Below are 23,786 nucleotides of genomic sequence, written 5' to 3'. Positions count from 1 at the left end.
AAAAACAATTAAAAATATCAATATCATTGATATTTTTAACTGGACCTAGTGGGGTGACATAGGTGGGGCTGGTTCACTCTTATTTAACTTCCCCTTTTGTTTCCAGATTCTTATTAATAATTAACCCTGTAATTACATCATAAGCACGAGCAAATTGGTAATCTTTTTTGTATAATTCAGATAATTCGTTATCTTCTTGTTTGTTATTTTTATCTTTTGTTTCTTTTTTACTATCTTTATTTTTGGATGAATTATCTTTTTCGGCATCATTCTTCAAATAATTTTTTAAAGAACTTTCAGAAAAACGTTTATCTATTTTTTTAACCTCTGGATATTCTACTTTTGCTGGTTCAATTATAATATCAGGCTCTATACCATCTGCTTGAATAGAACGACCGCTTGGTGTGTAATATTTAGCGATAGTAAGTTTTACAGCTGCTCTTTGATTAATTTGAGTCAAAGCCTGAACTGAACCTTTACCAAAAGATTTAGTCCCAAGTATTATCGCTCTTTTATGATCTTGCAACGCTCCTGCTACTATTTCCGCAGCTGAAGCAGAATTGCCGTTTATCAGGACTATCATAGGAACTTTTGGAGCTTTCAGTGAAAACTCATTTGCTTTGGTTTCAGTATCGATCAAGTTAGCTCTACCTTTTGTCGTCAATATTATACCGGAATCAATAAAGTAATCACTAACAGCAATTGCCTGTTCTAGTATACCTCCTGCATTATTACGTATATCGAGAATAATACCTTTAATATCGTCTTTACTTTCAGATTTAAGCTTTTTTACTGCTGCTTTCAATTCAGAGATTGTTGATTCGTTAAAAGTAATAATACGTATATAAGCAATATTATTTTTTTCCAAATGTGCTTTTATTGGGTTCATTTTCACTATTTCACGAGTAAGCTCTATATCTTGTGGTTTTACCTCATCGGCTTTTATAACCAGTAATTTAACTTTAGTCCCCGGCGTACCTCGCATTTCTTTCACGGCTTTGTTAGGACCAATTGTAGATACTAACTCGTTATTCACCCCAACTATGTAATCCCCTCCTTTTAGACCAGCTTTGAATGCAGGCAAATCATCAATAGGAGATATTATTTTTATAGCCCCGCTATCATACATTATGGTAACTCCAATTCCGCCAAACTCACCTTTAGTAAATGTAAAAATATCTTCAAAATCCTCACCTGTGTAATAACCTGAATGCGGATCAAGCGAATTTAACATGCCGTTAATCGCTTCATCTATCATTTTTTGTTTATCTGGTATTTCTACGTATTCTTTTTCAACACGTTCAAATATTTCCTGAAACTGCTTATAAGCTTCTTCGTTTGTTATTTTATTTTGAGGCTCTTTCGTTTCTTCTTTAGTAGCGGCAAATACAGAAACAAAATTTATAGTAAAAAATAATGCTATAATTAAACGTAAATACATAATACTCCATTTTCATTGTCATCCCGTCATTGCGAGGAGAAACTGTAAGCTTCGACGAAGCAATCTTAGGAGTCTTGTACTACTTCATGAGATTGCTTCGTCGCTTCGCTCCTCGCAATGACGCTTATCTTAAATATCCAACTCGTTAATAATCTTATCCATTTTAACTAAAGCCTGTTCATAAATAAATTGGAATCTTTTTTCCGGCTTTTTGCCCATCAAATCATCTACTATTTTATCAACATTTTGAAAATCTTCTAAAGTAACCTTTAATAATGATCTTTTTTCTGGATGCATGGTAGTTTCTTTTAACTGCATAGGCATCATTTCACCGAGTCCTTTAAATCTACCAACTTCAATCTTAGCTTTACTACTCTTGGATAATTTATCTGTTAGTTTGGCTTTTTCCTCTTCATCATTTGCATAATAAGTTTTATTAGACTGCGTTAAGCGATAAAGTGGTGGTTTTGCTAAATATAAATGTCCATCTTCTACTAATTTTGGCATTCTTAAAAAGAAGAAAGTCATTAATAATGAAGCTATGTGAGCACCATCAACATCGGCATCAGTCATAATAATTATTTTCTCATAACGCAAGTTTTCTTTTTTATAATTCTTCATACTACCACAAGCAAGAGCTATTTCTAAATCTTGTATAGCTTGGTTATTAACTATCTTTTCAAGCGTAGAGCTTGCAACATTTAAGACTTTTCCCCATAACGGCAATACCGCTTGCGTTTCTCTATTACGTGCTTGTTTAGCTGAACCACCTGCCGAATCACCTTCTACAATAAATAATTCTGTACCTTCTGGTGAAGTTCTTGTGCAGTCAGCAAGCTTACCGGGCAGACGTAATTTTTGCGTAGCATTTTTACGAGAAATAGTTTTTTCATTTTTCTTATTTAATCTAAACTCAGCAATGGCTATAAAATGCTCAAGCAAATTATTAGCTATAATTTTGTTGCTACTAAGAAAATGGTCAAAATGGTCTTTTATAATATTTTCAGCAGGTTTGCTTACACCTTGAGATACTAATTTTTCTTTAGTTTGCCCTTGAAAAGTAGGCTCGGCTATAAAAATAGATAGTACAACACTTGCAGTTTCTAAAATATCTTCAATAGTTAGATTAGCGGTTTTTTTATTCCCAACCATTTCACCATATGCTTTAAGTCCGCGTAGTAAAGCAGATTTAAGACCTTGTTCGTGAGTTCCGCCTAAGGGTGTTGGGACTGTATTACAGTAAGATTGAATAAATGCCGAGCTATCATTATTTTGCCAACAAATTGCCCATTCAAGCTTTATGCCGTCTTGCTCTGATTCAACATTCCCAGAAAAGATTTCTGGCGTAATTAAATCATCTGGTGTTATTTTTGAGCTTAAATAATCTTTTAAACCATTTGGGAAGTTTATTAATGCTTTCTTAGGTACATCGCTAGATGCTTCAATTTCACACTCCCATTCTATAGTAACACCTCGATATAAATAAGCTTTCGATCTTGCAAGCTCATAAACTTTTTTAGGATTAAAATGTAGTTTTTCGCCAAAAATTTCTGGATCAGGGATGAAGTTTATCGATGTACCTTTTAGCCTTTTAGGTGTTTCTTCACATATTAATTCGGTTAATTTTTCACCTTTTGCATAGCTTTGCTTATATAATTTACCCTGCTTATATACTTTAATTTCTAGATGTTCTGCTAAGGCATTAACTACTGATACCCCAACACCATGCAACCCACCAGCAGTTTGATAAACATTGCTTGAAAATTTACCGCCAGAATGAAGCGTAGTTAAAATAACTTCTAATGCTGATTTATTAGGGAATTTAGGATGATTATCGATAGGGATTCCACGACCATTATCCGATATGGTTATACTGTGATCCTGATGCATTTTTATCGTGATAATACTTGCAAAACCGGCTACAGCCTCATCCATAGAGTTATCAAGCACCTCAGAGACTAAATGATGCATAGCATTTAAGTCTGTGCCACCAATATACATACCAGGTCTTTTACGAACAGGTTCAAGCCCCTCTAATACTTCAATATCTTTTGCACTATATGTATTGTTAACTATCTTAGGTTTTTTTTCTTTGTTGAAGCTAAATAGATCGCTCATAAGTTAGAATTACGATTAAAAAAGAATTTTTTATACTTCTTTAAATTAAACTATTTAGTATAGAAAAGCAATTATGGTTTGAAGAAAATATATAATTAATAATAATGTAAGACGAGTATTAGTAACCCTTAGCTTTGGTCAGCATACACGCTATATTAGTGTTTCCACGTGCTATGGCGATATCTAGAGGATATTGACATTCAGAGTTTAAAGTAGAAATTTTTATGCCGCGTATTACTAAATATTTTGCTAGATAATAATTATCTTTATAAACAGCAGCAGTAAGTAATGTATCACCTTTATTATTTTTTTCTTGTAATATAGGGTAAACATCAAGTAAAACACGTAATTTAGAAAGGTTATTTCTATCGATTGCTCTAAAAGAGTTATCTATTGCACTACAATAAGATAAGGTAGCGGTAATATCTTTTTTCTTATTTAGATCGTTGTCATATTTAACGAAACTTTCTACAGCTTTTCTTCTATCAGCATTTGCTATCCATTCTGCTTTTTTCTGGAATAGCTTAATATATGAATATATATCCATCTGATCTAAAGTAGCCTGCTCGGTTAACTTACCAAGTATAATATCATCATCAGGTAATAATAACATTTGGCTTTCGTCTTTAGCAAATTTCGTTGCTGATTCCGTTAGTTCTGTATTAACGATATTATCTTGCTTCTTAACAACTACATTTGAAGAACTTACTGGAGTGCTTGTATTTTGTGGTTGTACCTGTTTTTGATTAGCTGGAGCTGAATTGTTAGCAGCATTAGTATTATTAGAACCTTGATTCTGATTTGCAGATAACACTTCAACAGGTTTTAATGGAGTATTCCAATCTTGTTTTTTCGGCGAATTTACATCGGCAGTAAATGTTTCTTTCGAATTATCAGTTTTGGCTGAAGAATCGGTTGTAGTTGGCATTGTTGCAGGCGGAACTACAGGCTGTACCGCTGGTATAGGCGTATTACTAGGTGCAGTTGGTGCTGTCGGTTGATTAACTGTAGGTACAGGCGTATTAGGCGTAGATGGTGTTGCCGGTACAGGTGCAGGAGTTGTTACTGGCGGTGTTACTACGTCACTTGCTGTAGGCTGATTAACTACAGGAACAGGAGTAGCTGGCATTACTGTTGGTGCTACCACTTGAGGAGGGGGCGGTGCAGTTACATTATCTTGCTGTTCATTCGCCTCTGGTGGAGGAGTAAGCTTTATATATTGATGCGTAGGTGGCAGAGCAATAGGTTGATATACTTGGGTACGTGGTGCAGGTGGTACTACATAGCTGCCTGGACGAAGAGGTGGATTAGATATAAGAGATCCAGCTACTTTAAGCTCGGGCTGTGTTTCTTCATTATTTGCAGTATTAGGCAAAGGCGTACTATTTGCTTCTTTGTTATTAGAAGATGCCACATCTTTTGTATCATCATGAGAAGCTAAATTCGTATTAGTTTGATGAGTCTGATTGCTTGCACTAGGCAATGTTGCATTACCCATATCTATAAAAGGCTCAGATGCTTCTTTTTCACTATTCGTATCACTATGTGAAGCTAAATTCATATTAGTTTGATGAGTCTGATTACTTGCACTAGGCAGTGTTGCACTACCCATATCTATAAAAGGCTCAGATGCTTCTTTCTCATTATTTGTATCATTATGTGAAGCTAAATTTGCATTAGCTTGATGAGTCTGATTGCTTGCACTAGACAGTGTTGCACTACCCATATCTATAAAAGGCTCAGATGCCTCTTTCTCGCTATTTGTATCATTATGTGAAACTAAGTTTGTATCAGTTTGATGAGTTTCATTGCTTGCATTAGGCAATTGTACTTCGTTTTTGTTAGATTCTTGTGAAACTAATTTATCACTTGGCTTATCTTGTTGTGCTTGCGGGTTAGGCAATGGAGCTTTTTTTGGTGATTTATGGAAAAATTGTTTAATCTTATCAAAAATGGACATAGATGATCTAGAGTCAGAAGTAGGCTGCTCATCTTTGCTTTTTATATCAGAATTTTGTGATGGCATAGGTAATGGCGGCGGTGCAGCAGCATAGCTTTGCAACGCAACTAGGGATAGACTTATAAAAAATAATATCCTGCATAATTTATTTAACATATATTTCCCTATTAAATAGTTATTTGAGTTTATCATCTTGTAGCAGCTTTACCTGCGTGGCTCAATTTTTCCGTCATTGCGAGGAAAAACTGTAATTTTTGTACGTGTGCAATTACAGGATGTTTAACAAGATTGCCACGTCGAAACTACGTTTCTCCTCGCAATGACGCTTAACCTAACATTCTCTACTTCCTACTATTTTGTACTAATTTTTTTATTTCACTCTCTACTAATTCTTTTACAAGCGAAGGTAGGTTTTTATCAAGCCATGTTTTAAGTTCCGGCTTTAGCATTTCGATTACTAATTCTTCAAGAGCATTTTTAGATGAAACATTATTATCTAAATTTTTATCTTTAATAGTTGAGGTGAAATCTTTTAAAATATCATTTACTTTTTCAGCAGATTTAGTTGATATTAGCTCCTCTTCATCTTGGTCTATTATTTCTGTTAACTCAAGTATATCTTCGTCCTCATTGTTTAAATTTTTACGCTCGTTAATTACTCCTTTAACAGATTTTAGAATGTCTTCTATCGACATATCTTGGCTTTCCTTACTCACTTAGAAACCTATAAACATTTTCTTTTTAATAGTCTTAAATTCCTCTTCAGGACTGAAGTATTTTACCTTAAGCTTTAAACTTTGAGCAGTTAACTCACCAGTTAATGATTTCATTTGATATGCAGTAAGTATAGAGGCTTTATAAGCATCAACACGTGTTATTTTTGCATCATAGAGCTTTTCTTCAGCACTTAAAACATCTAACATTGTTTTAGAACCTACTATTTCCTCTTGTACTGTACCATCATAAGATATCTGAGCTGCCGCTACTCCTTGATCTGCTGCAATAATACGAGATTTTGCTGCTTCAAAACCCTCCCATATACTTATAACATACGCCTGCACTTGTCTTATTGCACCATCAAGCTGTATCGCACTATTTCTTGTTTGATTTTTAGCTGATCTAATTTTTGAATATTGAGCTCCTCCATTTGGATAAATAGGAACATTAACAGATAACGTAGTAGTAACATTTCTAGTATTTATTTGCTCAGTGTTTAAATTTTGCGGATTATAATTAGTTCTACCAGATTGCAATTTTACACTTACTTGCGGCAATAATTTTCCCTTTTCTACTAACTCTTGTGCTTTTGCTGAAGTTACGCTATGTCTTGCTGAATTAATATCAGGATTTAAATTAACAGCTCTTTTTGTTAGCTCATCTAATGAATTTGGCAATCCTTGAGGTAAAATAGGCATAGCTATATCAGTAGGTTCTATACCGAATACCCTAATAAAGTTTGCTTTTTTTGCTTGGAAATCAGCATAAGCGGTTAGCTTATTCGTTTCTGCTGCTGCAAGCCCTGCTCTTGCAGTTGCTATATCTATCTCAGTTGCTTCACCAAGCCTTAATTTTTCTTCTACAGTGTTTACTTGTTGGATATTAGTACGAACTCTACTTTCTGAAATATCATATTTCTCTTTACTTTCAAAATAATCAAGATAAGCGGTGATTAAATCTAATAATACTTTTTGCTCACTAGAATAATATTGACCACGTGACGATCTAAAAGCTGCCTGTGCAGATCTAAGAGCAGCAACATCTGAACCACCATTAAATAAAGATTGTTCAATTACCACTGTCGCTTGATTATTATCTACTTCCGGGGGGCTGTTAAGTTGTTGAGCATATCTCCTAGCATATTTGGTTTTACTATTATTTCTGTTAACACTCAACGCTGCATTAGGCATAAATCCTGAAAAAGCTTGAGGAAATTGCTCAATAGAATTAACAAATTTAACTCTTGCAGTCTTCAGATCATTGTTATTTTTATACCCTTCTGTTAAAGCTTCTTGCAAATCTATTGCAATAACGGGAGAAGTTAGTAATAATGAGAAAATAAATATAGTTAACTTACGCATAAATTTTTTAAATGAGTTGGTAATATGGTAGTAAGATTAGTTTAATCTTTCAAGAATATAGCTATTTTTAAGTTAGATAATATAATACTATGTAACAATGTTAGCACGTAATATAACAAAAATTAATTCTAAGGGCAATGATAACTATTTTATATTTCATTTTTCTACACAAAGCGTTACAATTAATTAATAATTGATAATAAATAACATATATGCCTAAAACTCTAATAGATTTTTCTCAGTTTGTTGGTTTAAGTAAAGAACAAGAAACAGAGTTATTAAACCTTTTAAAAAGACTAAATAGTTTTTCTGGTTCTTTAAAAACTAATATAAAAGATTTAGAAGCTAATATTCTTATTATTTTAAAAAGCTCCTTAAAAGAATTAGCACAAACTGAAAATTTAGATTTAGAGAAGATAGAAAAACTTTTTAACAAAACAGTAAAAACATCTCTTAGTGAATTATCAAGATCAGTTAAAGACAAAAGATATATTTCTATTTGACGGAATTATCGTAGAAAAATGTTTAAGTGTTTTAGAACAAGTTCTAAAATTTCAAAAAGAATTAGATGAAGTTTATCCTGGTGCTTCTAAGAAAATTATAACATCATTAGAAAATATATTAATTACTGTAATTGCAACTCAACTACCTATTCTTTCAACGTTCATAAAAGCAAGCGGTATACTTGAAAAAGTCAATAATCTCATCGACCATGAAAAACTATTGCCAAAAATAAAAAAATGGCATAACGATATTAAAAATATGCAACAAGAAATAAAGGATAATAAAAACCTTAAGGACGTTTATAAAAAAGCTGAACAAGTTGCCGAAATTTCAGAAATATCCAAAGATCCTGTTAAGAAAATTATTGAAATTTCAAAAGTTTCAGAAATATCAAAAGAATCTATTGAGAAAGTAATTAAAATAGCAAAAAATCCTAATAATGAATCATCGTTAGATTACGTGATAGAAGCTAACAAAGCTATACCGCAAACTACTAAAGAGGTAGAAGAAAAAATATCAAAAATAAAAAGTGATGTAGAAAAAGCACTTCCTGAAGAGATAAAAGATGAAAAATTGCATTCCATCAAAAATACTATTAGTGATAGATTAAATAGTACAAAAACAGAATTATTAAAAGCAGCAAACCCTGAAACTCCTTTTGTTGATAAAATAACTTCTTTATTTAAAGCAGCAGAAGCAGCTACCAAAATTGCAAGTGATGTGAAAAAAATAGCAGGAGTAATACCAGGGGGACAAAAATTAGAAAGCGTTATAAGCGGGATAATAACAACTAACCTAATACCTAAGCCGATTTTAACAATAGCTAAATTAGCTCCTGAGGTAGCAGAGTTAGTTAAAGTAGGTAAGGCAATAATTACAGTGCTTTCCAAATCACAAAACTTAAATCAAACACAAGGCAGGTCAAAAAGTGCTTAATACTCATATTTTAATTGCTATAGGATGTTTATTAGTATTAGTAATATATTTAATATATAAAACAGCATCACGTAAAAAAAATATTACGACTTCTGGAGAAAATAATTCTGAGGAAACTTTTGCTCTTAATAACAAAAATCAGGATAATAAAAAACTCACCTTACAAGAACGAATAGAATTATCTTGGAAATTTCTTTATGACATTACAGAAACTATTCTCAATAAATTTACTAAAGATGATATAACTTTAGTGAATAAATGTGGTCGTGTTTTACTTGAAAACGGAGCACGCTATGAACATATAGTTGATCTGGCGATCCCTCATGCCAAATCCCATACTCAATCTGTAGAGCAAGAGCAAACTAAAGGCAAAAAAACTTTAGGGGTGTAATTTTTCTACCTTGAAAAAAGCATATACTCGACGTATAAACTACTCTATCCACTTTTCATTTATTAGCGATATACAATCCTTGTAAATATTTTTTTAAAAGATATTATTAGAAAGTTATAGTTAAAAATAATTGCAATTAATGAGCAAATTGAAACAAGGAACATTTATCACTTTTGAGGGAGGGGAAGGAATTGGCAAATCTACCCAATGTCAAATGTTATACGAATATCTAAAATCCCAAAATATTCCCGTAATTTTAACCCGTGAAGTTGGCGGCACTAGCGTAGCAGAAAAGATGCGTGAGATCCTAGTGCATACCGATCTACTGCCGATGTCTGAACTACTGCAAGCTATGGCAGCACGTTATGACCATATGGTAAAAAAAATTATACCGGCTTTACAGGCAGGGAAAATAGTAATATGCGACCGGTTTATTGACTCAACAGCCTGCTATCAAGGATTAGAGCTAGAAAACGGTATAGAACTCGTATATAATCTGTACAAAGACTTAATGCCGCCTCTTATGCCGGACATTACCTTTTTTATTGATGTAGAATCTTCTATTGCCATTGAGCGGGTAAATTCACGAAATATGAGCAATAAATTTGACGTAAGAGGGTTAGATTTTTACAATAAAATTTATGATTGCTTTAAAGGATTAAGTAAAAAATTTCCTGAGAGAATAGTAACAATTAAGGCTTCCGATCTTGATCCTACGCAAGTACACAAGTTAATAAAAAAACACTTAAATTTAATATGAATAATACCTATTATATTACCACTCCCATATATTATGTTAATGATGTCCCGCATATTGGGCATGCTTATACCAGCGTTGCAAGTGACGTGATTGCCCGCTTTATGCGTCTTAGCGGTCGTGAAGTCATGTTTTTAACAGGCACTGATGAACATGGGCAGAAAGTAGAAAAAGCTGCTATTAATAAAAATATTGATCCGCAAAAATTTACTGATCAGACTTCTCAAAGTTTTCGTCATCTTATGACTGCCATGCATATTTCAAATGATGATTTTATCAGAACAACGGAAGAAAGGCATAAAAAAGCAGTAGCTATGTTTTGGCAGAAATTACTAGATAACGGCTTTATTTATGAGGGTTTTTATGAGGGCTGGTATGCCGTTCGTGATGAAGCTTTTTATGATGAATCTGAGCTAACAGCGGACAAATTAGCCCCAACCGGTGCAACTGTGGAATGGGTTAAAGAACCTAGCTATTTCTTTAATCTTTCAAAATGGCAAGATAAATTGCTTGAGTTTTATAAGCTAAACCCTGATTTTATCAGACCTATATCAAGACGTAACGAGGTCATCAGCTTTGTTAAGTCAGGTCTAAAAGATTTGTCCGTATCACGCACCACTTTTAACTGGGGTATCAAAGTCCCAAACGATAATAAGCACGTGATTTATGTATGGCTTGATGCACTTGCTAATTATATCTCAGCCCTTGGTTATCCTGATCAAAATAGCAATTACGGCAAGTTTTGGCCAGCAAATTTACAGGTAGTCGGCAAAGATATTCTACGTTTCCATGCCGTTTATTGGCCTGCTTTCTTAATGGCTGCTGAAGTTCCACTGCCTAAGACAATTATGGCACATGGTTGGTGGACTAATGAGGGACAGAAAATTTCTAAATCACTTGGGAATACCATTGATCCGATTAAGCTGATAGAAGAGTTTGGTGTTGATCAGGTTAGATATTTTTTAATGCGTGAGATAACATTTGGAGCAGATGGTAACTTTGCCCGCAGCAATCTAATTACCCGTATTAATAGCGAATTATCCAATAAGATCGGTAATTTATTGCAACGTACTACTTCTTTTGTTTATAAAAATAATGATGGTAAAGTGCCGGCAATCACGCAAGATGCAATTAATAAAATATATGAGTTACCGCTTTTAAAAACAGCAATTAACTCTGCTAAACAGAATATTCTGCTAATGGAAAAAACCGAAATTAACAAGATTCTTGATAATATTATTAATTTAGCCGAAGAAGCAAATATTTATATTGATAGCGAAGCTCCTTGGAATTTGAAAAAAACAGACCCTGAGAAAATGCTAGAGGTGTTATATGCTCTGCTAGAAACTTTGCGTTATATCGCCATAATGCTTCAGGCTTTTATGCCAAGTTCTGCTGGTAAAATGCTTGATCAGCTAGGGGTAAACGCAGAAGAGCGTTTATTTAAGCATTTATCGCTTGAGTTTGCTTTAACACCAGCTAGCGATATTCTAGAACCGGTTATAGTATTTCCAAGGTTTGAGTAATATTTCACGTCATTGCGAGAAGAAACTGAAAGTTTCGACGAAGCAATCTCAGGATGCTTCACTGGATTGCCTCCGCCCTCGGCTTTGCCTCTCCTCGCAAAGGCATTGTTGCGTGGATACCAAATCGTCTGAGCTACGCGACTGCAAGGAGCGTGGCAATCTAGAAAAAATAATAAAAAATGCTATAAGTTAACATTTTTTACTGGATTGCTTCGTCAAAACTTATAGTTTTTCCTCGCAATGACGGTCTCTACCCCCTTTCACTTATTAGAAACACATATGCTAATAGATTCACATTGCCATCTTAACTTACTAAAAGATGTAGAAATAGACAACATAATCAAACAAGCTATAGAAAATAACGTGCAATATATGCAAACTATTTGCACTAAACTTGATGACTTTCCGGTTATTTTAGAAATAGCGGAAAAATATAAAAATATTTTTGCATCTGTCGGTGTACATCCGTGCGAGGTAAATAAAGAACGACATTGCGAAGCACTGCAAGTGCTTTGGCAATCTCAGGAAATTTTAATGAGATTGCCACGTCAAGGCTTCGCCTTTCCTCGCAATGACGCTACAACAATTATAGAACTTACTAATCACCCCAAAATCATTGGAATAGGTGAAACTGGGCTTGATTATTATCACGAGCCTTATGATAAAAAACTACAAAAAAATTTCTTATTACATCATATAGAAGCTGCGGCTACGACAAAGTTACCGCTTATTGTTCACACAAGAGAAGCAGACCATGATACTATAGATATTTTAACCTCGGAAATGCGTAATAATAAATTTCCTGGGTTGATACATTGCTTTACTTCTTCAAAAAAGCTAGCGGAAAAAATGCTAGATATCGGTTTATATATTTCAATGTCAGGTATTATAACTTTTAAAAATGCAACTGATTTGCAGGAAATAGTTAAATATGTGCCACTTGATAGGTTACTGATTGAAACCGATGCACCTTATCTAGCCCCTACCCCTATGCGTGGCAAACAAAACGAACCGGCTTTCGTTAGATATGTTGCTGAGAAAGTCGCCGAACTCAAAAATATCCCCTCCAAAGAAGTAGCAAATGCTACTACTAATAACTTCAAAACATTATTTTCTAAATTTATAAATTACGTAAATTCTAGTGATTAATAATTAAAGAATGTGCTAAACATTCTGTAGGAAAACAAGCAAAACTTTGGTCTTTCGAAGTAAAAACAGAAATTACACGCAGTAATTTACGAGAGTCTTTTTTTCAAGCTTTGTCAAATTCCTCTTGGGCTCACTTTGGGTATTTGGTTGCTGCTGATTTAATTGAAAGTAAACAAAATGATACTCGACATGAATTAGAAATGCTATGTGCAAGGCATGATATAGGCTTCATTTTATTAGACAAAAAAGATCCTAAAAATAGTAATATATTAATTCCGGCTAAAGAAAAGTCCGAGGTTGATTGGAACATAGCTAATAGACTAGCTGAAGAGAATAAAGATTTTGAGAGTTATCTAAATAAATTTGATACATTTTACAAAAAACAAAGTATAACTGACATTAGTTGGTTTGATCCTGATCCATATTTTAAAAAATCTAAAAAAACAAACCAAAAACTAAAAAGAAAAAATAACTAAAATACTTTCTTATTAGTACCGGATAATTATTAAAAAAGAATTTGTCATTGCCAGGATATGCATAGCTAAAAGGGCGTGGCAATCTAGAAAAAATAATAAAAAATACTATGATTTAGTATTTTTTATACTTCCTTGCTTAGTCAATTATTTCATAATTTCCTCACAATGACAGATAAAACTATAGTCAATTCCATTGAATTTTGTGACAGGCATGATGGTAGATCCTATAATAATAGGCGAGACAACGAGCGACCTGCTACATGCGTTCAAATCAGTTTACTATACATTGCACTTAAAAGCCTATAAAATCAGATTGACTTATTTAAAGTTTTGCCTAGAATCATTTTGGAGCAGCTAAAGGCTGTTCTTGGGTGTCGAAACCCTAACGGCAAGAGGTTTAAATCAGCCTTTAAATGATTTTCCTCGATCATATCAGGGTCGGGGAGGTTGTAGCCATGTTCAGGGCTTAAAGTTAATACTTTAAGCCTAAAAGCTACTCAGCTGTTCTTGTCGACGGTTTTCGAACTCCCCGGTCACCAAACAAGCTTTGCTTCTTGGTGATCAAAATTAAATTAATTTAAAGGAGATTAAACCGTTATGAACAATATTGTAGAAAAAAGAATAGCCCTTATCGAGCCATATTTAGATTTTATTATTAAAAGCGAAGAATTATTGCGGGAAATCTATCCAGATGGGATAGATAGGGATTTAATGATAGAATTTATTTTAGCTAAGAAACCTTATAAATCTTATGCTTATTATACTCTAATTCGTAGTTTATTCAAATTGCCATGCAATAAAATTATACTTATAATTGATAAACAATTGCTAAAATCTTTCCTGGGTTTATTCCGCTCTATTATCCTTGGTACTTTATCATATCTCAAGCTAATTAAAATTTTTATCTATGATGAAAATGATTTCGTTCTAGATATAAAAGCCTTAAAAAGTAATGAAAATTACTTCTGGTCTTATAAAATCAATTACTTAAAAAAATTAATTAATGGAAAGTAATTAGTTTTGTTGTGTGGATCATTTTTCCGTCATTGCAAGAAAATTACGGCTTTATTGCATGGCTCGAAAAATGCCATATATGTCATTCAATAGTACCCGACAGTTTTTATTCTATGTCATTCCTACAAAGGGATTGTTGGGTGGATCGAAAAGCACCCTCGATGTCATCCCGTGGCTTGACCACGGGATCCAGTTAAAAATACTAATAAAATTAGTATTTTTTATTATTTTTTCTGGATTGCCGCACTCGCTTTACTCACTCGCAATGACAATTTGGTATCCACACGGGCAATGCCTTCCCGCTTCTGCTGGAATGACATTAAGCCTTATTTTGTCTCTTTTATCTTTTGAGCTTCAACTTGCGGTGCTTCTTGCTCTTGTTGTTTTTTATATTCTTCTGCTTTTTCTTCAATATAATTAAAAAAGAAATAAGTAAAAGTTAAAAAACTAGTTAGAATAATTGCAAGAGTTATTAATATTGCTTTGAGTTGTTTGCGTGAATCTTCTGCTCTTAGTCGTTTCTCTTCTTCATCAATTTCAGATTCAGATAATAATATTTGTTCTTCTGTTGTATTTTCCATGTTATAACTCACAATATGATTTAGTTTTTTTAGTAACATAGAAATCAATTCTGTGATTTAAATTAACTCCGCTGTTACTTAACGTATAAATAGACTTATGTTAATGACGGAGCTTAAACATCATTATTTTAAACAAATTAAGGTACATACTTTTTTTCTTTTAAAAACAGCATTACATGCTACTTTTAAAAGAAGATTTTAATTTTTTATACCTTTCATTTATTAGGGATATATAGGGAATATATAAACAAGTCAATAATTAAACTATTAAATTATAAATATTTTATTAGTAAATTGATTATTTTACACTTCTCAAGCTTAATTTCCCAGTAGATCAGAAGAATGAATATAATCATGTGAGCTAAAATTATATCCGTTCCCATAACTATTATCATAACCATCGCTAATAGCTGAATTATATAAAGAAGGTAAATGAGCTGACGATATTGCATCATCAAGACAAATAAGCAAATTTTTTCCTAAATAATTCTCAATAAAATTATTAGCTGTATATTCTAATATTGTATATTTTGATGGCTCAGATTCAATAATTTTTCTACAATCTCTATTTCCTAATTTATAACCTATCAATGTTAATAACATAGAATTATATTCATCTTTTGGCTGATTAAAAAAGCCTATCTCATAAACCTTAGCAAGAACATAACAAGCTTCAGTATTTTTATTCATAATATCAGCTTTAAAACTTTCTAATATTTTATTAACTTCTCCTTCAAGGGATAAAATATTTACTATAAAGTTATTTGCAAAACTTTTATAATCTATCATGGATGAATCTAAAGTGGCATTAAGAAGAGCTTTAAATAAGATTTTAGCTTGCTGTATATTGTTGTGAGGCTTTAACTTATACGATTTATGTATTAAATTATTAAATACTTCCAAATTACTACATCTACTCACTTCAAATTTCTCCCATTTTCATTACTAATTCTTTTATTTCTGTCATTCTTGATTTATTGGCAACTAAAAGACCCTGTATAGTATTGATAACCATCACATTGTCAAGCCCTATCACTGTCGTTACTTTGCTATTAGAACTAATGAAAGAATTAGTGGTATTACTAATTATTACATTCCCCTCACAGTAATTATCCTGTATGTTTTGTTGCTTTAATTCCAATAAAGAAGACCAGCTGCCAAGATCATTCCAAATAAAATCCGCTTTGACCATAACCATTTGAGAAATATATTCCATTATAGCGTGATCTATCGAAATAGATTCGGCTTCGTTATATATAGGCGAGTTTATTACTATATTATTTTTAGTTTTTATAGCACTATCATATGCCGCAGCTGCAATTTTAAATAATTGAGGTTGTATACCCATCGCTAAACTTAAGAAAAAACTAATATCATATATAAAAATTCCTGAATTCCAAAAATATTCATTACTACTACAATATCTTTCTGCTTCCTTAAATTCAGGTTTTTCAATAAAATTGTCAACTTGGTAAATATTTTCTGCAATCGAAATTCCCGATTTTATATAGCCATACTCGGTATTTACGCTATTTATTGGAATACCGATAATACAAATTCCATATTGCTCAACAAAACATAAAGCTTTATTTATAGTATTGAAGTAATTTTCTTCATCTTCTATATGATGGTCCGCCGGTAGTAATACTAACCTATCGAACCCTTGTGCCTTAGCTGACAGAGCCGTAATAATTGCACAAATTGCTGTATTTTTCTGCTCCGGTTCGGTGATGAATTCAAATTCTATTTCTATATCTGCTGCTTGCTGTTTAGTAATTTCTTCATATTGGTTAGAGGTAATTATTGTAGGTTTCCCTAAAAATTTATTTCTGATTAAAGTTTGCTGTAATAAAGTTAAATCACCTAATATTTTTTTAAATTGCTTTGGTTTATTACTGGCAGATAGAGGCCATAACCTCTTACCACTACCACCTGCCATAATAACCGGCTTTACTTTCATATGATTTCAACTATTGATTGAATAAATAATGACAGGCTTTATAGATGGCTTTAAAAAATAAGTCAAGCTTTTTGACAGATTTTACAATAAAAAGTACTTCTTCCTGAGTGTTTTGTCTTAATAATGTTATTAGAGCAGCTTAGGCACTCTTGCCCGTCTCTTGCATAAACCATAAGTTGCTGTGTAAAATAGCCTGGTTTATTATCACCATTAACAAAATCTTTAAGAGTAGTGCCGCCAGCAATTATAGCTTTAGATAGAACATTCTTAACTGCTGCAATTAAATTCTTTATCTCATCATCGTTTAAATCTTTTCCGAATTTATCAGGATGAATTTTAGCTAAATGAAGACTTTCAGAAGCATAAATATTGCCGACTCCAACGACAATTCTATTATCCATGAGTAAATTTTTTATCGGTACTTTTTTATTCATTAGCTTACTTTTTAAATATTGAAGCTCAAATAAATCAGATAGAGGTTCTAACGCTAGATTAGCAAAAAAATCTTTCTCCAAAAGCTCGGTACGAAAGCTGTAAATCATCCCAAATCTTCGAGTATCGTTAAAAATCAGCTTTTCATTATTACTTAAGTTAAAAACTACATGGTCATGTTTTTTGGCTTCGTAGCCTGTAGATTGCAGTGTAAACCTACCGCTCATACCTAAGTGAACTATTAAAGAATGATTATTATCAAAGTCGATTATTAAATATTTGGCACGACGCCTAACATTTATTATATTCGTATTTACGATTTGGTCAGCTAAATCAGCAGATAATTTATAACGTAGATTATCTCTTTTAAACTCCACTTTCTTTATAACAAGCCCTATTAATTTACTTTCTAGGGAATTTTTTAAAGTTTCTACTTCAGGAAGTTCCGGCATTTTTACTATTATTTTAATAATTTTATGTTTATACTATATTTAATTGAATATACATAATGGAAACTATTATGCGAACTGTTAATGTCATCCCGTGGCTTGTCCACGGGATCCAGTTAAAAATACGTCAGTATTTTTTATTGTTTTTTTGGATCCCGTGGACAAGCCACGGGATGACAGAGCCGATCCATATAACATATAAACCAAATGAACCAAACAAATTTTGGATTTAAGAAAATAAAAGCAAACGAAAAACAATCGCTCGTAAATAGCGTTTTTTCTAACGTTGCTGATAAATACGACTTAATGAATGATCTTATGAGCTTTGGAATGCATCGCTTATGGAAAGATGAGTTTATTAGACAAGTCCCAAATCTTAACTCTAATATATTAGATGTTGCTAGCGGTAGCGGCGATATTGCTTTGAAGCTTGCTAAAAAAGCGAAAGATAGGGGTAGTAACATCTCTTTAACTTTAAGCGATATTAATGAAGAAATGCTAAGGCAGGCTAAGAAAAAATCAATTGATCTAAACTTATTTCAGAATCTTAAATTTACTGTAGCAACTGCCGAAGAATTACCATTTCCTGATAATAGCTTTGACTATTATACCATTGCATTTGGGATTCGAAACGTTCCTGATATTAATAAAGCTCTAAAAGAAGCTTATAGAGTTTTAAAACCTATGGGTAAGTTTGTCTGTCTTGAATTTTCCAAGGTAAAAGAAAGTTTATTACAAGATTTCTACAAATTCTATTCGTTTAATGTTATCCCTAAAATTGGTCAAATAATTACCGGCAATAAAGAAGCCTATGACTATTTAGTTGAAAGTATAGACTTATTTCCATCGCAAGACGAGTTTAGAATAATGATTAAAGAGGCAGGCTTTGAAGAAATTAACTATAAAAACCTAAGCGGCGGCATTGTTGCCATTCATAGTGCATATAAGTTATGATTTGTAATTTTTTTAATTTATTACGTATTTTTCATATCATTAGCAAAAAACAAATTTTGACTAATACTTCTAATGTTAAAATACCTAAAGATATTAGATTTATTGGCTATATATTAGCATTATTTTTTGCTCCATTATCGTTATTTAGAAAATCAAAAGAAGATTACGGCAAACACTTAATAGAAACTTTAAGCAGCCTTGGACCGATTTATATAAAATTTGGGCAAACGCTTTCCACTAGACCTGATTTAGTAGGAACACAAATAGCAGATTACTTAAGATTGTTACAGGATAAATTACCACCATTTGACAGTAAGGTGGCTAGGAGGATGGTAACGTCATTGCGAGGAGACATTTATGTCGATGAAGCAATCTCAGCAAGCAAGAAAAAGATTGCCACGCAGTCTTCGACTGCTCGCAATAACGCCCCCCTCCCGTTCTTACACTTCAATGACACGCCTATAGCTGCTGCATCGATCTCGCAGGTACATAAGGCACAGCTTACAACAGGTGAATATGTAGCGGTGAAAATATTGCGTCCTAATATTCATAAAAAATATAATAGGGATATCAGGCTATTATATTTCCTTGCAAAAATTGCCTCAAAATTTTCTAAAGCAAAAAGGCTAAAACCTCTTAAAGTAGTTGATAAATTTCATGAAACTATGAAATTTGAGCTTGATTTACGCCTCGAGGCTGCTGCTGCTTCAGAGCTTGCTGATAATATGCGTAAAGATCATAACGTAATAATCCCTAAAATATATTGGGATCTAACATCAGAAAATATACTAACTACGCAGTGGTTAGAAGGCACTTCTATATATGATACTCCGCTATTAAAAGAAATGGGGCTAGAGCCTGCAAAAATAGCCCAAAACTTTGCCGTAATGTTCTTTAACCAAGCTTATAGAGACGGCTTTTTCCACGCTGATTTACACCTAGGAAATATTTTAGTAGATAAACTAGGTAAGCTCATTCTGCTTGATTTCGGTATTATGGGTAGACTTAAAGAAAAAGATCGTTTAGCGGTTGCCGAAAGCTTATTTGGTTTTTTAAATCGTGATTATAAATTAGTTGCCAAAGTACATTTAAAAGCTGGTTACGTCCCTATTAATACCGATTTAGATTTATTTACCCAAAGTTGCAGAGCTGTTACCGAACCGGTTGTGGGTGCACCTACTAAAAATATTTCAGTTGGTAAGTTGCTTGCTCATTTATTTAAAATCACCGAGGATTTTGGTATGGAAGTGCAGCCGGATCTATTATTATTACAAAAAACTTTAATAATGGTCGAAGGGATAGGTAGACAATTGGACGAAAACGTTAATATGTGGCAACTTGCTGAACCTTGGATTAAAAAATGGGCTATCAAAAACCTTAGCCCTGAAGCAAAAATATTACGTCTAGTAAAGCATCATTTAGAAAAATTATATGATAAAGTAGATGAATTAGACTAAAAATCTTGTAATTATTTTGTTAAAGTTATATTGTAAATTCAAATTCATATTATGAAATTGCAAGGATGATAGAAAGAAATTATTACTTAGAATACATCAAAGATTCTTTTGATATATTCCCTATATGTGCCATTCTTGGACCAAGACAGTGCGGGAAAACTACCTTAGCACATAGCTATATCAAGCAACTTAATGATAAAAATTATTTTTTTGATTTAGAAGATCCATCCCATTTAGATCAGCTTAAAAATCCTAAAGCAACTCTAGACCCACTAGATGGATTAATAGTTATCGATGAAATTCAAAGGCAGCCGGAACTTTTCCCTTATTTACGTGTTCTTGCTGATTATTCAAATAAAAAATTCTTAATTTTAGGCAGTGCATCAGGTGAATTACTTAGACAATCCTCAGAATCATTAGCAGGTCGCATTGAATATACAGAACTTACGCCGTTCAGTTTAACAGAAATAACTGACTTTAAAGAATTATGGCTAAGAGGCGGATTTCCAAAATCATATTTAGCAAAAAATCATGATTTAAGCCTTAGATGGCGTAACAGCTACATTACTAGCTTTATCGAGCGTGATTTACCGGCTCTTGGAATATCCCTTAATCCGCATCTAATGAGGCAATTATGGATGATGCTTGCCCATAATCACGGACAGTTACTAAATTATAGCGAACTTGGAAGATCGCTTGGCTTAACTGATATGACTATCAGACGTTACACTGAAATATTAGAACAAACTTTCATGATTAGACTGTTAAAACCTTGGCATGAAAATATTTCAAAACGTCAAGTTAAAGCACCAAAAGTTTACATACGAGATAGTGGGATATTACATGCGTTACTAGGAGTTAACGAAAATGATTGGTATGTTCACCCTAAGCGAGGTCTATCCTTTGAAGGATTTGTAATAGAGGAACTAATACGTAAATTTAAAATAGATGCAGAATGTTTTTTTTGGCGAACACAAACAGGAGCTGAATTAGATTTATTAATTATTAAGAATGGTAAAAAATATGGTTTTGAAGTAAAAAACTCTGACACTCCTGAAATTACTAAATCTATGCATATTGCTCTTACTGATCTAAAATTAGAACATCTATATATAGTAACGAGTGGCAACAGCACATATAAAAAAACCGAAAACATAACCATAATCGGAATAGAAAAATTATCTGATTTACAACTTACTTGAATTAGAAATATTTAAACTATTGTAATATAACCATACTCCTAAAGATTAATAAAAATTAAAATATAAATTTTTATAAACCTTTAAATAATTATAGTAAACTAATATTAACTAAATTATGCAAAGGTTGTGGAATGTCTAAGAACCAAGATCAGGAATCCCTCGATAAAATAAAGCAGCAGCTTGATGAAGAATATCAAAATCTTACTTATCTAGAAACAGGCTGGGCAGCTCTTGGGATCGAAACCGGTAATAAAAAATATGATGAATTAAATAAGAAATATTTAGATCTTAATAAGGGTAATTTGGGTATAATACAAACAGTTACCCAGGCTGTTAGTGATGGTGCTAGTGCTTTACAATTTACTTGGGAAGCGGCTCAAGTTTTACCTGATCTTGTGACAGAATTTAATAACTTAAAAGCTGCCAAGAACGCTGCTGATAGTGCCGGCTCTATTGAAGCTGGTAGCAAAATGATACAAGATGCTGAACCGCTTATAAAAAAATGTGCTGATATTTTACATTCAACAAGTATATCAAATAGTTCTAAGGAAGCTATTTTAGAATCTACTGTTATTCCATATGTTCTTACGCCTATTTTAAATAAGCGATTTGGTAAAATAACTAAGAATTTTCAAACTTCCGAAACAGAAAAAATAAATGTATTGGATGGCATCAGCCCTAAATTTATTAGAGAATTATCTACACTTGGAGTAGATATAATATCTAAAGCATTAGAAAATGATCTAAATCCAAAAGTGCAAGGAATATATAAGAATATTAAACAAAAAAATGAATCATCCCAAGCTAATATATTACAAAATATACGTGAGATTATTACTTCAGATCAATTAAGCCCTGTTCTTAAGAAAGATCTAGTAAATTTTCTAAAAAAGCCTGAGAGTCAGAAAGAAATAGCTCAGTTTGCAGAAAATATAATAAATAATAAAGCACAAAAATTTGCTAAGCCTGAATTAATTATAAATACAGTAGCATTACTTGCAAATTCTAGTGATAAATTCATCGAAAGTGCCCCTGCCGCTATAGATGCTTTGAATCAATTTAAAGCAAATCAGCGTTGGTCTAATACCAACCTAAATATGGCAGGATTAGATACTACAAGCAAAAAAGATTTATTAGCAGCAAAAAAGCCTGAAGTAGTAGAATTGGTTAAAAATGCTAAGATTATTATAGATAATTTATCTCCTGTTTTAGAAAAAGAATTGCCAAAATATTTGAAGGATAATCAAGAAAATATATTAGCTGTTTTAAAACATTCTACAGTGACAGAAAGAATAAAATCCTCAGGAAAAGATCCAGAATTTATACATAAAGCAGCAGAAGCGTCAATGCCTTTCTTACAGGATGCTATGCCATCAATTACTAAACTTGCTAATTTCGCCCTTGCCGATAGTGATAAAGTTGCCGATATAATGCAAAAAGCTGCATTAATTAAGTCACTTCCAAAAGAAGAAAAAGTATTACTTCGTACTTTAATAGAAATAAAAAATAATAACCCTGAAATAAATAAGATAATTGAGAAAGATATACCTGACTTATTAACAACACATGCAAAAACTTTAGGACCTATTGTACAGGAATTTTTAGATACAAAACCAATAGGACAAAAACTAAAATTAGAAGGTAAAAAGTTAGTAGAACTAGCCGGTAAACATGCACCTGAATTAATTAAAATTGCCGATAAGATAAATAAACATGAATATGGTGGGGTTATAGTACCGGCGTTTAAATTATTAGCAGACCCAAAAGTTCTAGGATTAGTCGCAAAAAGTATAGTTAATTTAGGAACAAGTACACTTAGTAAAAAACCGGTAGGACCTCACACAAATAAGGTATTAGAAGAAAGACAAAACAATGTTGGTAAGCAAACTAGTAGAGGAGCATAAAAAATTAATTTTGTTATTATTTTGTTAAAATTATCCTTGTAAATTCAAAATCTTATTATGAAATTGCAAGGTTGATAATAATTTATATGTTATAATTTTCCCAATTTACAACTTACTTAAGCTCGTTTTTTTTCACATTCTTGAATTAAAATATCAGCCGGTATATGTAATTCTTTATGTAACTTTCTAATCATAGGTAGAGTTAATGTTCTTTTTTTGTTAAGAATTTCTGATACTCTACTTCTAGAACCTATGCTTTTTTCTAAATCTTTACGAGAAAGTCCTAATTGCTCTAATCTAAAGTTTATAGCTTCGATAGGATCAGGAATTTCTATTTTATAATGCTTATTCTCATAATCTTCTACTAATAAAGATAATATTTCTAACTTTTCTGTTTCTGCTGAGTTTACAGGTGCATATAATAGCTTGTCAATTTCTCTCAAAACCTCATTATATTCTTCTTCTGTTTTTATGATATGTAATTCCACTTAAACCTC

The 23,786-nt window shown here is 32.4% G+C and carries 20 protein-coding genes and 2 pseudogenes; 11 read left to right on the top strand and 11 right to left on the bottom strand.

The genetic code is table 11. The features are described 5' to 3' along the window. Window positions 1–79: 79 nt before the first annotated feature. The 5 genes from AAGD49_RS01160 to AAGD49_RS01140 form a co-directional block, all read right to left on the bottom strand. Entirely contained in the window at window positions 80–1,441 is a 1,362-nt protein-coding gene (locus AAGD49_RS01160; protein WP_341788792.1) for a S41 family peptidase, read from the bottom strand. Window positions 1,442–1,570: 129 nt separating this feature from the next. Further along, a complete protein-coding gene (parE, locus tag AAGD49_RS01155; protein WP_341788791.1) occupies window positions 1,571–3,559 on the bottom strand; it encodes a DNA topoisomerase IV subunit B in 1,989 nt (662 codons plus the stop codon). Window positions 3,560–3,677: 118 nt separating this feature from the next. Continuing rightward, entirely contained in the window at window positions 3,678–5,675 is a 1,998-nt protein-coding gene (locus tag AAGD49_RS01150) for an ankyrin repeat domain-containing protein (protein ID WP_341788790.1), read from the bottom strand. Between the two features lie 185 nt (window positions 5,676–5,860). Beyond that, window positions 5,861–6,214: a DUF2497 domain-containing protein gene (locus AAGD49_RS01145; protein ID WP_410525924.1), complete on the bottom strand. Its 354-nt coding sequence runs from the start codon at window positions 6,212–6,214 to the stop codon at window positions 5,861–5,863. A 21-nt stretch (window positions 6,215–6,235) separates the two neighbouring features. Beyond that, window positions 6,236–7,597, bottom strand: a complete 1,362-nt coding sequence (locus tag AAGD49_RS01140; protein WP_341788788.1) for a TolC family protein — start codon at window positions 7,595–7,597, stop codon at window positions 6,236–6,238. Between the two features lie 212 nt (window positions 7,598–7,809). Here AAGD49_RS01140 and AAGD49_RS01135 point away from each other — a divergent pair. The 7 genes and pseudogenes from AAGD49_RS01135 to AAGD49_RS01100 all read left to right on the top strand — a co-directional run bounded on the left by AAGD49_RS01135 (window position 7,810) and on the right by AAGD49_RS01100 (window position 14,350). Beyond that, window positions 7,810–9,037, top strand: a pseudogene (locus AAGD49_RS01135) (hypothetical protein). Continuing rightward, complete coding sequence (locus tag AAGD49_RS01130) at window positions 9,030–9,428, top strand: DUF2660 domain-containing protein (RefSeq protein ID WP_341788787.1); 399 nt, start codon at window positions 9,030–9,032, stop codon at window positions 9,426–9,428. The pseudogene AAGD49_RS01135 and the gene AAGD49_RS01130 overlap by 8 nt, the downstream one beginning before the upstream one ends. A 139-nt stretch (window positions 9,429–9,567) precedes the next feature. Further along, window positions 9,568–10,188, top strand: a complete 621-nt coding sequence (gene tmk / locus AAGD49_RS01125) for a dTMP kinase (RefSeq protein ID WP_341788786.1) — start codon at window positions 9,568–9,570, stop codon at window positions 10,186–10,188. After that, window positions 10,185–11,711, top strand: coding sequence for a methionine--tRNA ligase (gene metG / locus AAGD49_RS01120; RefSeq protein WP_341788785.1), 1,527 nt, complete (start codon window positions 10,185–10,187; stop codon window positions 11,709–11,711). The genes tmk and metG overlap by 4 nt, the downstream gene beginning before the upstream one ends. 279 nt (window positions 11,712–11,990) lie before the next feature. After that, entirely contained in the window at window positions 11,991–12,860 is an 870-nt protein-coding gene (locus AAGD49_RS01110) for a TatD family hydrolase (RefSeq protein ID WP_341788784.1), read from the top strand. A gap of 110 nt (window positions 12,861–12,970) precedes the next feature. Next, on the top strand, window positions 12,971–13,336 hold the full coding sequence (locus tag AAGD49_RS01105; protein ID WP_341788783.1) for a hypothetical protein: 366 nt from the start codon (window positions 12,971–12,973) through the stop codon (window positions 13,334–13,336). 597 nt (window positions 13,337–13,933) lie between these two features. Next, entirely contained in the window at window positions 13,934–14,350 is a 417-nt protein-coding gene (locus AAGD49_RS01100; protein ID WP_341788782.1) for a hypothetical protein, read from the top strand. Window positions 14,351–14,676: 326 nt separating this feature from the next. Here the strand turns inward: AAGD49_RS01100 and AAGD49_RS01095 are convergent, their stop codons facing one another. The 5 genes and pseudogenes from AAGD49_RS01095 to mutM all read right to left on the bottom strand — a co-directional run bounded on the left by AAGD49_RS01095 (window position 14,677) and on the right by mutM (window position 17,775). After that, a complete protein-coding gene (locus tag AAGD49_RS01095) occupies window positions 14,677–14,931 on the bottom strand; it encodes a hypothetical protein (RefSeq protein WP_341788781.1) in 255 nt (84 codons plus the stop codon). Window positions 14,932–15,249: 318 nt separating this feature from the next. Beyond that, entirely contained in the window at window positions 15,250–15,852 is a 603-nt protein-coding gene (locus tag AAGD49_RS01090) for a hypothetical protein (RefSeq protein ID WP_341788780.1), read from the bottom strand. A 1-nt stretch (window position 15,853) separates the two neighbouring features. Next, window positions 15,854–16,123, bottom strand: coding sequence for a hypothetical protein (locus tag AAGD49_RS07550; protein ID WP_410525923.1), 270 nt, complete (start codon window positions 16,121–16,123; stop codon window positions 15,854–15,856). Continuing rightward, window positions 16,115–16,885, bottom strand: a pseudogene (locus tag AAGD49_RS01085) (mannose-1-phosphate guanylyltransferase); the annotation flags it as partial. The pseudogene AAGD49_RS01085 and the gene AAGD49_RS07550, both read right to left, overlap by 9 nt. A 68-nt stretch (window positions 16,886–16,953) precedes the next feature. Continuing rightward, entirely contained in the window at window positions 16,954–17,775 is an 822-nt protein-coding gene (mutM, locus tag AAGD49_RS01080) for a bifunctional DNA-formamidopyrimidine glycosylase/DNA-(apurinic or apyrimidinic site) lyase (protein WP_341788779.1), read from the bottom strand. Window positions 17,776–17,979: 204 nt separating this feature from the next. Here mutM and ubiE point away from each other — a divergent pair, with 204 nt between their 5' ends. The 4 genes from ubiE to AAGD49_RS01060 all read left to right on the top strand — a co-directional run bounded on the left by ubiE (window position 17,980) and on the right by AAGD49_RS01060 (window position 23,289). Next, a complete protein-coding gene (ubiE, locus tag AAGD49_RS01075; protein ID WP_341788778.1) occupies window positions 17,980–18,726 on the top strand; it encodes a bifunctional demethylmenaquinone methyltransferase/2-methoxy-6-polyprenyl-1,4-benzoquinol methylase UbiE in 747 nt (248 codons plus the stop codon). Next, window positions 18,723–20,183, top strand: a complete 1,461-nt coding sequence (gene ubiB, locus AAGD49_RS01070) for a 2-polyprenylphenol 6-hydroxylase (RefSeq protein WP_341788777.1) — start codon at window positions 18,723–18,725, stop codon at window positions 20,181–20,183. Before ubiE ends, ubiB begins: the two co-directional genes overlap by 4 nt. Before the next feature lie 65 nt (window positions 20,184–20,248). Then, complete coding sequence (locus AAGD49_RS01065) at window positions 20,249–21,385, top strand: ATP-binding protein (protein ID WP_341788776.1); 1,137 nt, start codon at window positions 20,249–20,251, stop codon at window positions 21,383–21,385. Between the two features lie 131 nt (window positions 21,386–21,516). Next, a complete protein-coding gene (locus AAGD49_RS01060) occupies window positions 21,517–23,289 on the top strand; it encodes a hypothetical protein (protein WP_341788775.1) in 1,773 nt (590 codons plus the stop codon). Between the two features lie 116 nt (window positions 23,290–23,405). On the opposite strand, the gene AAGD49_RS01055 is transcribed toward AAGD49_RS01060, so the two are convergent. Further along, window positions 23,406–23,777, bottom strand: coding sequence for a type II toxin-antitoxin system HigA family antitoxin (locus tag AAGD49_RS01055; RefSeq protein ID WP_341788774.1), 372 nt, complete (start codon window positions 23,775–23,777; stop codon window positions 23,406–23,408). Window positions 23,778–23,786: the final 9 nt, after the last annotated feature.

The sequence above is a fragment of the Rickettsia endosymbiont of Lasioglossum villosulum genome (assembly GCF_964026455.1).
GTDB lineage: Bacteria > Pseudomonadota > Alphaproteobacteria > Rickettsiales > Rickettsiaceae > Rickettsia.
The sequence above is the reverse complement of the archived record's forward strand: the minus strand, read 5'-3'. Positions and strand labels throughout refer to the sequence as shown.

Bases quoted from the DNA above. Each gene is read 5' to 3' on its own strand.
- ubiB (WP_341788777.1), top strand. From the start codon at position 18,723: ATGATTTGTAATTTTTTTAATTTATTACGTATTTTTCATATCATTAGC.
- mutM (WP_341788779.1), bottom strand. From the start codon at position 17,775: ATGCCGGAACTTCCTGAAGTAGAAACTTTAAAAAATTCCCTAGAAAGT.
- AAGD49_RS01150 (WP_341788790.1), bottom strand. From the start codon at position 5,675: ATGTTAAATAAATTATGCAGGATATTATTTTTTATAAGTCTATCCCTA.
- tmk (WP_341788786.1), top strand. From the start codon at position 9,568: ATGAGCAAATTGAAACAAGGAACATTTATCACTTTTGAGGGAGGGGAA.
- AAGD49_RS01060 (WP_341788775.1), top strand. From the start codon at position 21,517: ATGTCTAAGAACCAAGATCAGGAATCCCTCGATAAAATAAAGCAGCAG.
- AAGD49_RS07550 (WP_410525923.1), bottom strand. From the start codon at position 16,123: ATGGTCAAAGCGGATTTTATTTGGAATGATCTTGGCAGCTGGTCTTCT.
- AAGD49_RS01140 (WP_341788788.1), bottom strand. From the start codon at position 7,597: ATGCGTAAGTTAACTATATTTATTTTCTCATTATTACTAACTTCTCCC.
- AAGD49_RS01160 (WP_341788792.1), bottom strand. From the start codon at position 1,441: ATGTATTTACGTTTAATTATAGCATTATTTTTTACTATAAATTTTGTT.
- AAGD49_RS01100 (WP_341788782.1), top strand. From the start codon at position 13,934: ATGAACAATATTGTAGAAAAAAGAATAGCCCTTATCGAGCCATATTTA.
- AAGD49_RS01065 (WP_341788776.1), top strand. From the start codon at position 20,249: ATGATAGAAAGAAATTATTACTTAGAATACATCAAAGATTCTTTTGAT.
- AAGD49_RS01110 (WP_341788784.1), top strand. From the start codon at position 11,991: ATGCTAATAGATTCACATTGCCATCTTAACTTACTAAAAGATGTAGAA.
- AAGD49_RS01095 (WP_341788781.1), bottom strand. From the start codon at position 14,931: ATGGAAAATACAACAGAAGAACAAATATTATTATCTGAATCTGAAATT.
- parE (WP_341788791.1), bottom strand. From the start codon at position 3,559: ATGAGCGATCTATTTAGCTTCAACAAAGAAAAAAAACCTAAGATAGTT.
- AAGD49_RS01145 (WP_410525924.1), bottom strand. From the start codon at position 6,214: ATGTCGATAGAAGACATTCTAAAATCTGTTAAAGGAGTAATTAACGAG.
- metG (WP_341788785.1), top strand. From the start codon at position 10,185: ATGAATAATACCTATTATATTACCACTCCCATATATTATGTTAATGAT.
- ubiE (WP_341788778.1), top strand. From the start codon at position 17,980: ATGAACCAAACAAATTTTGGATTTAAGAAAATAAAAGCAAACGAAAAA.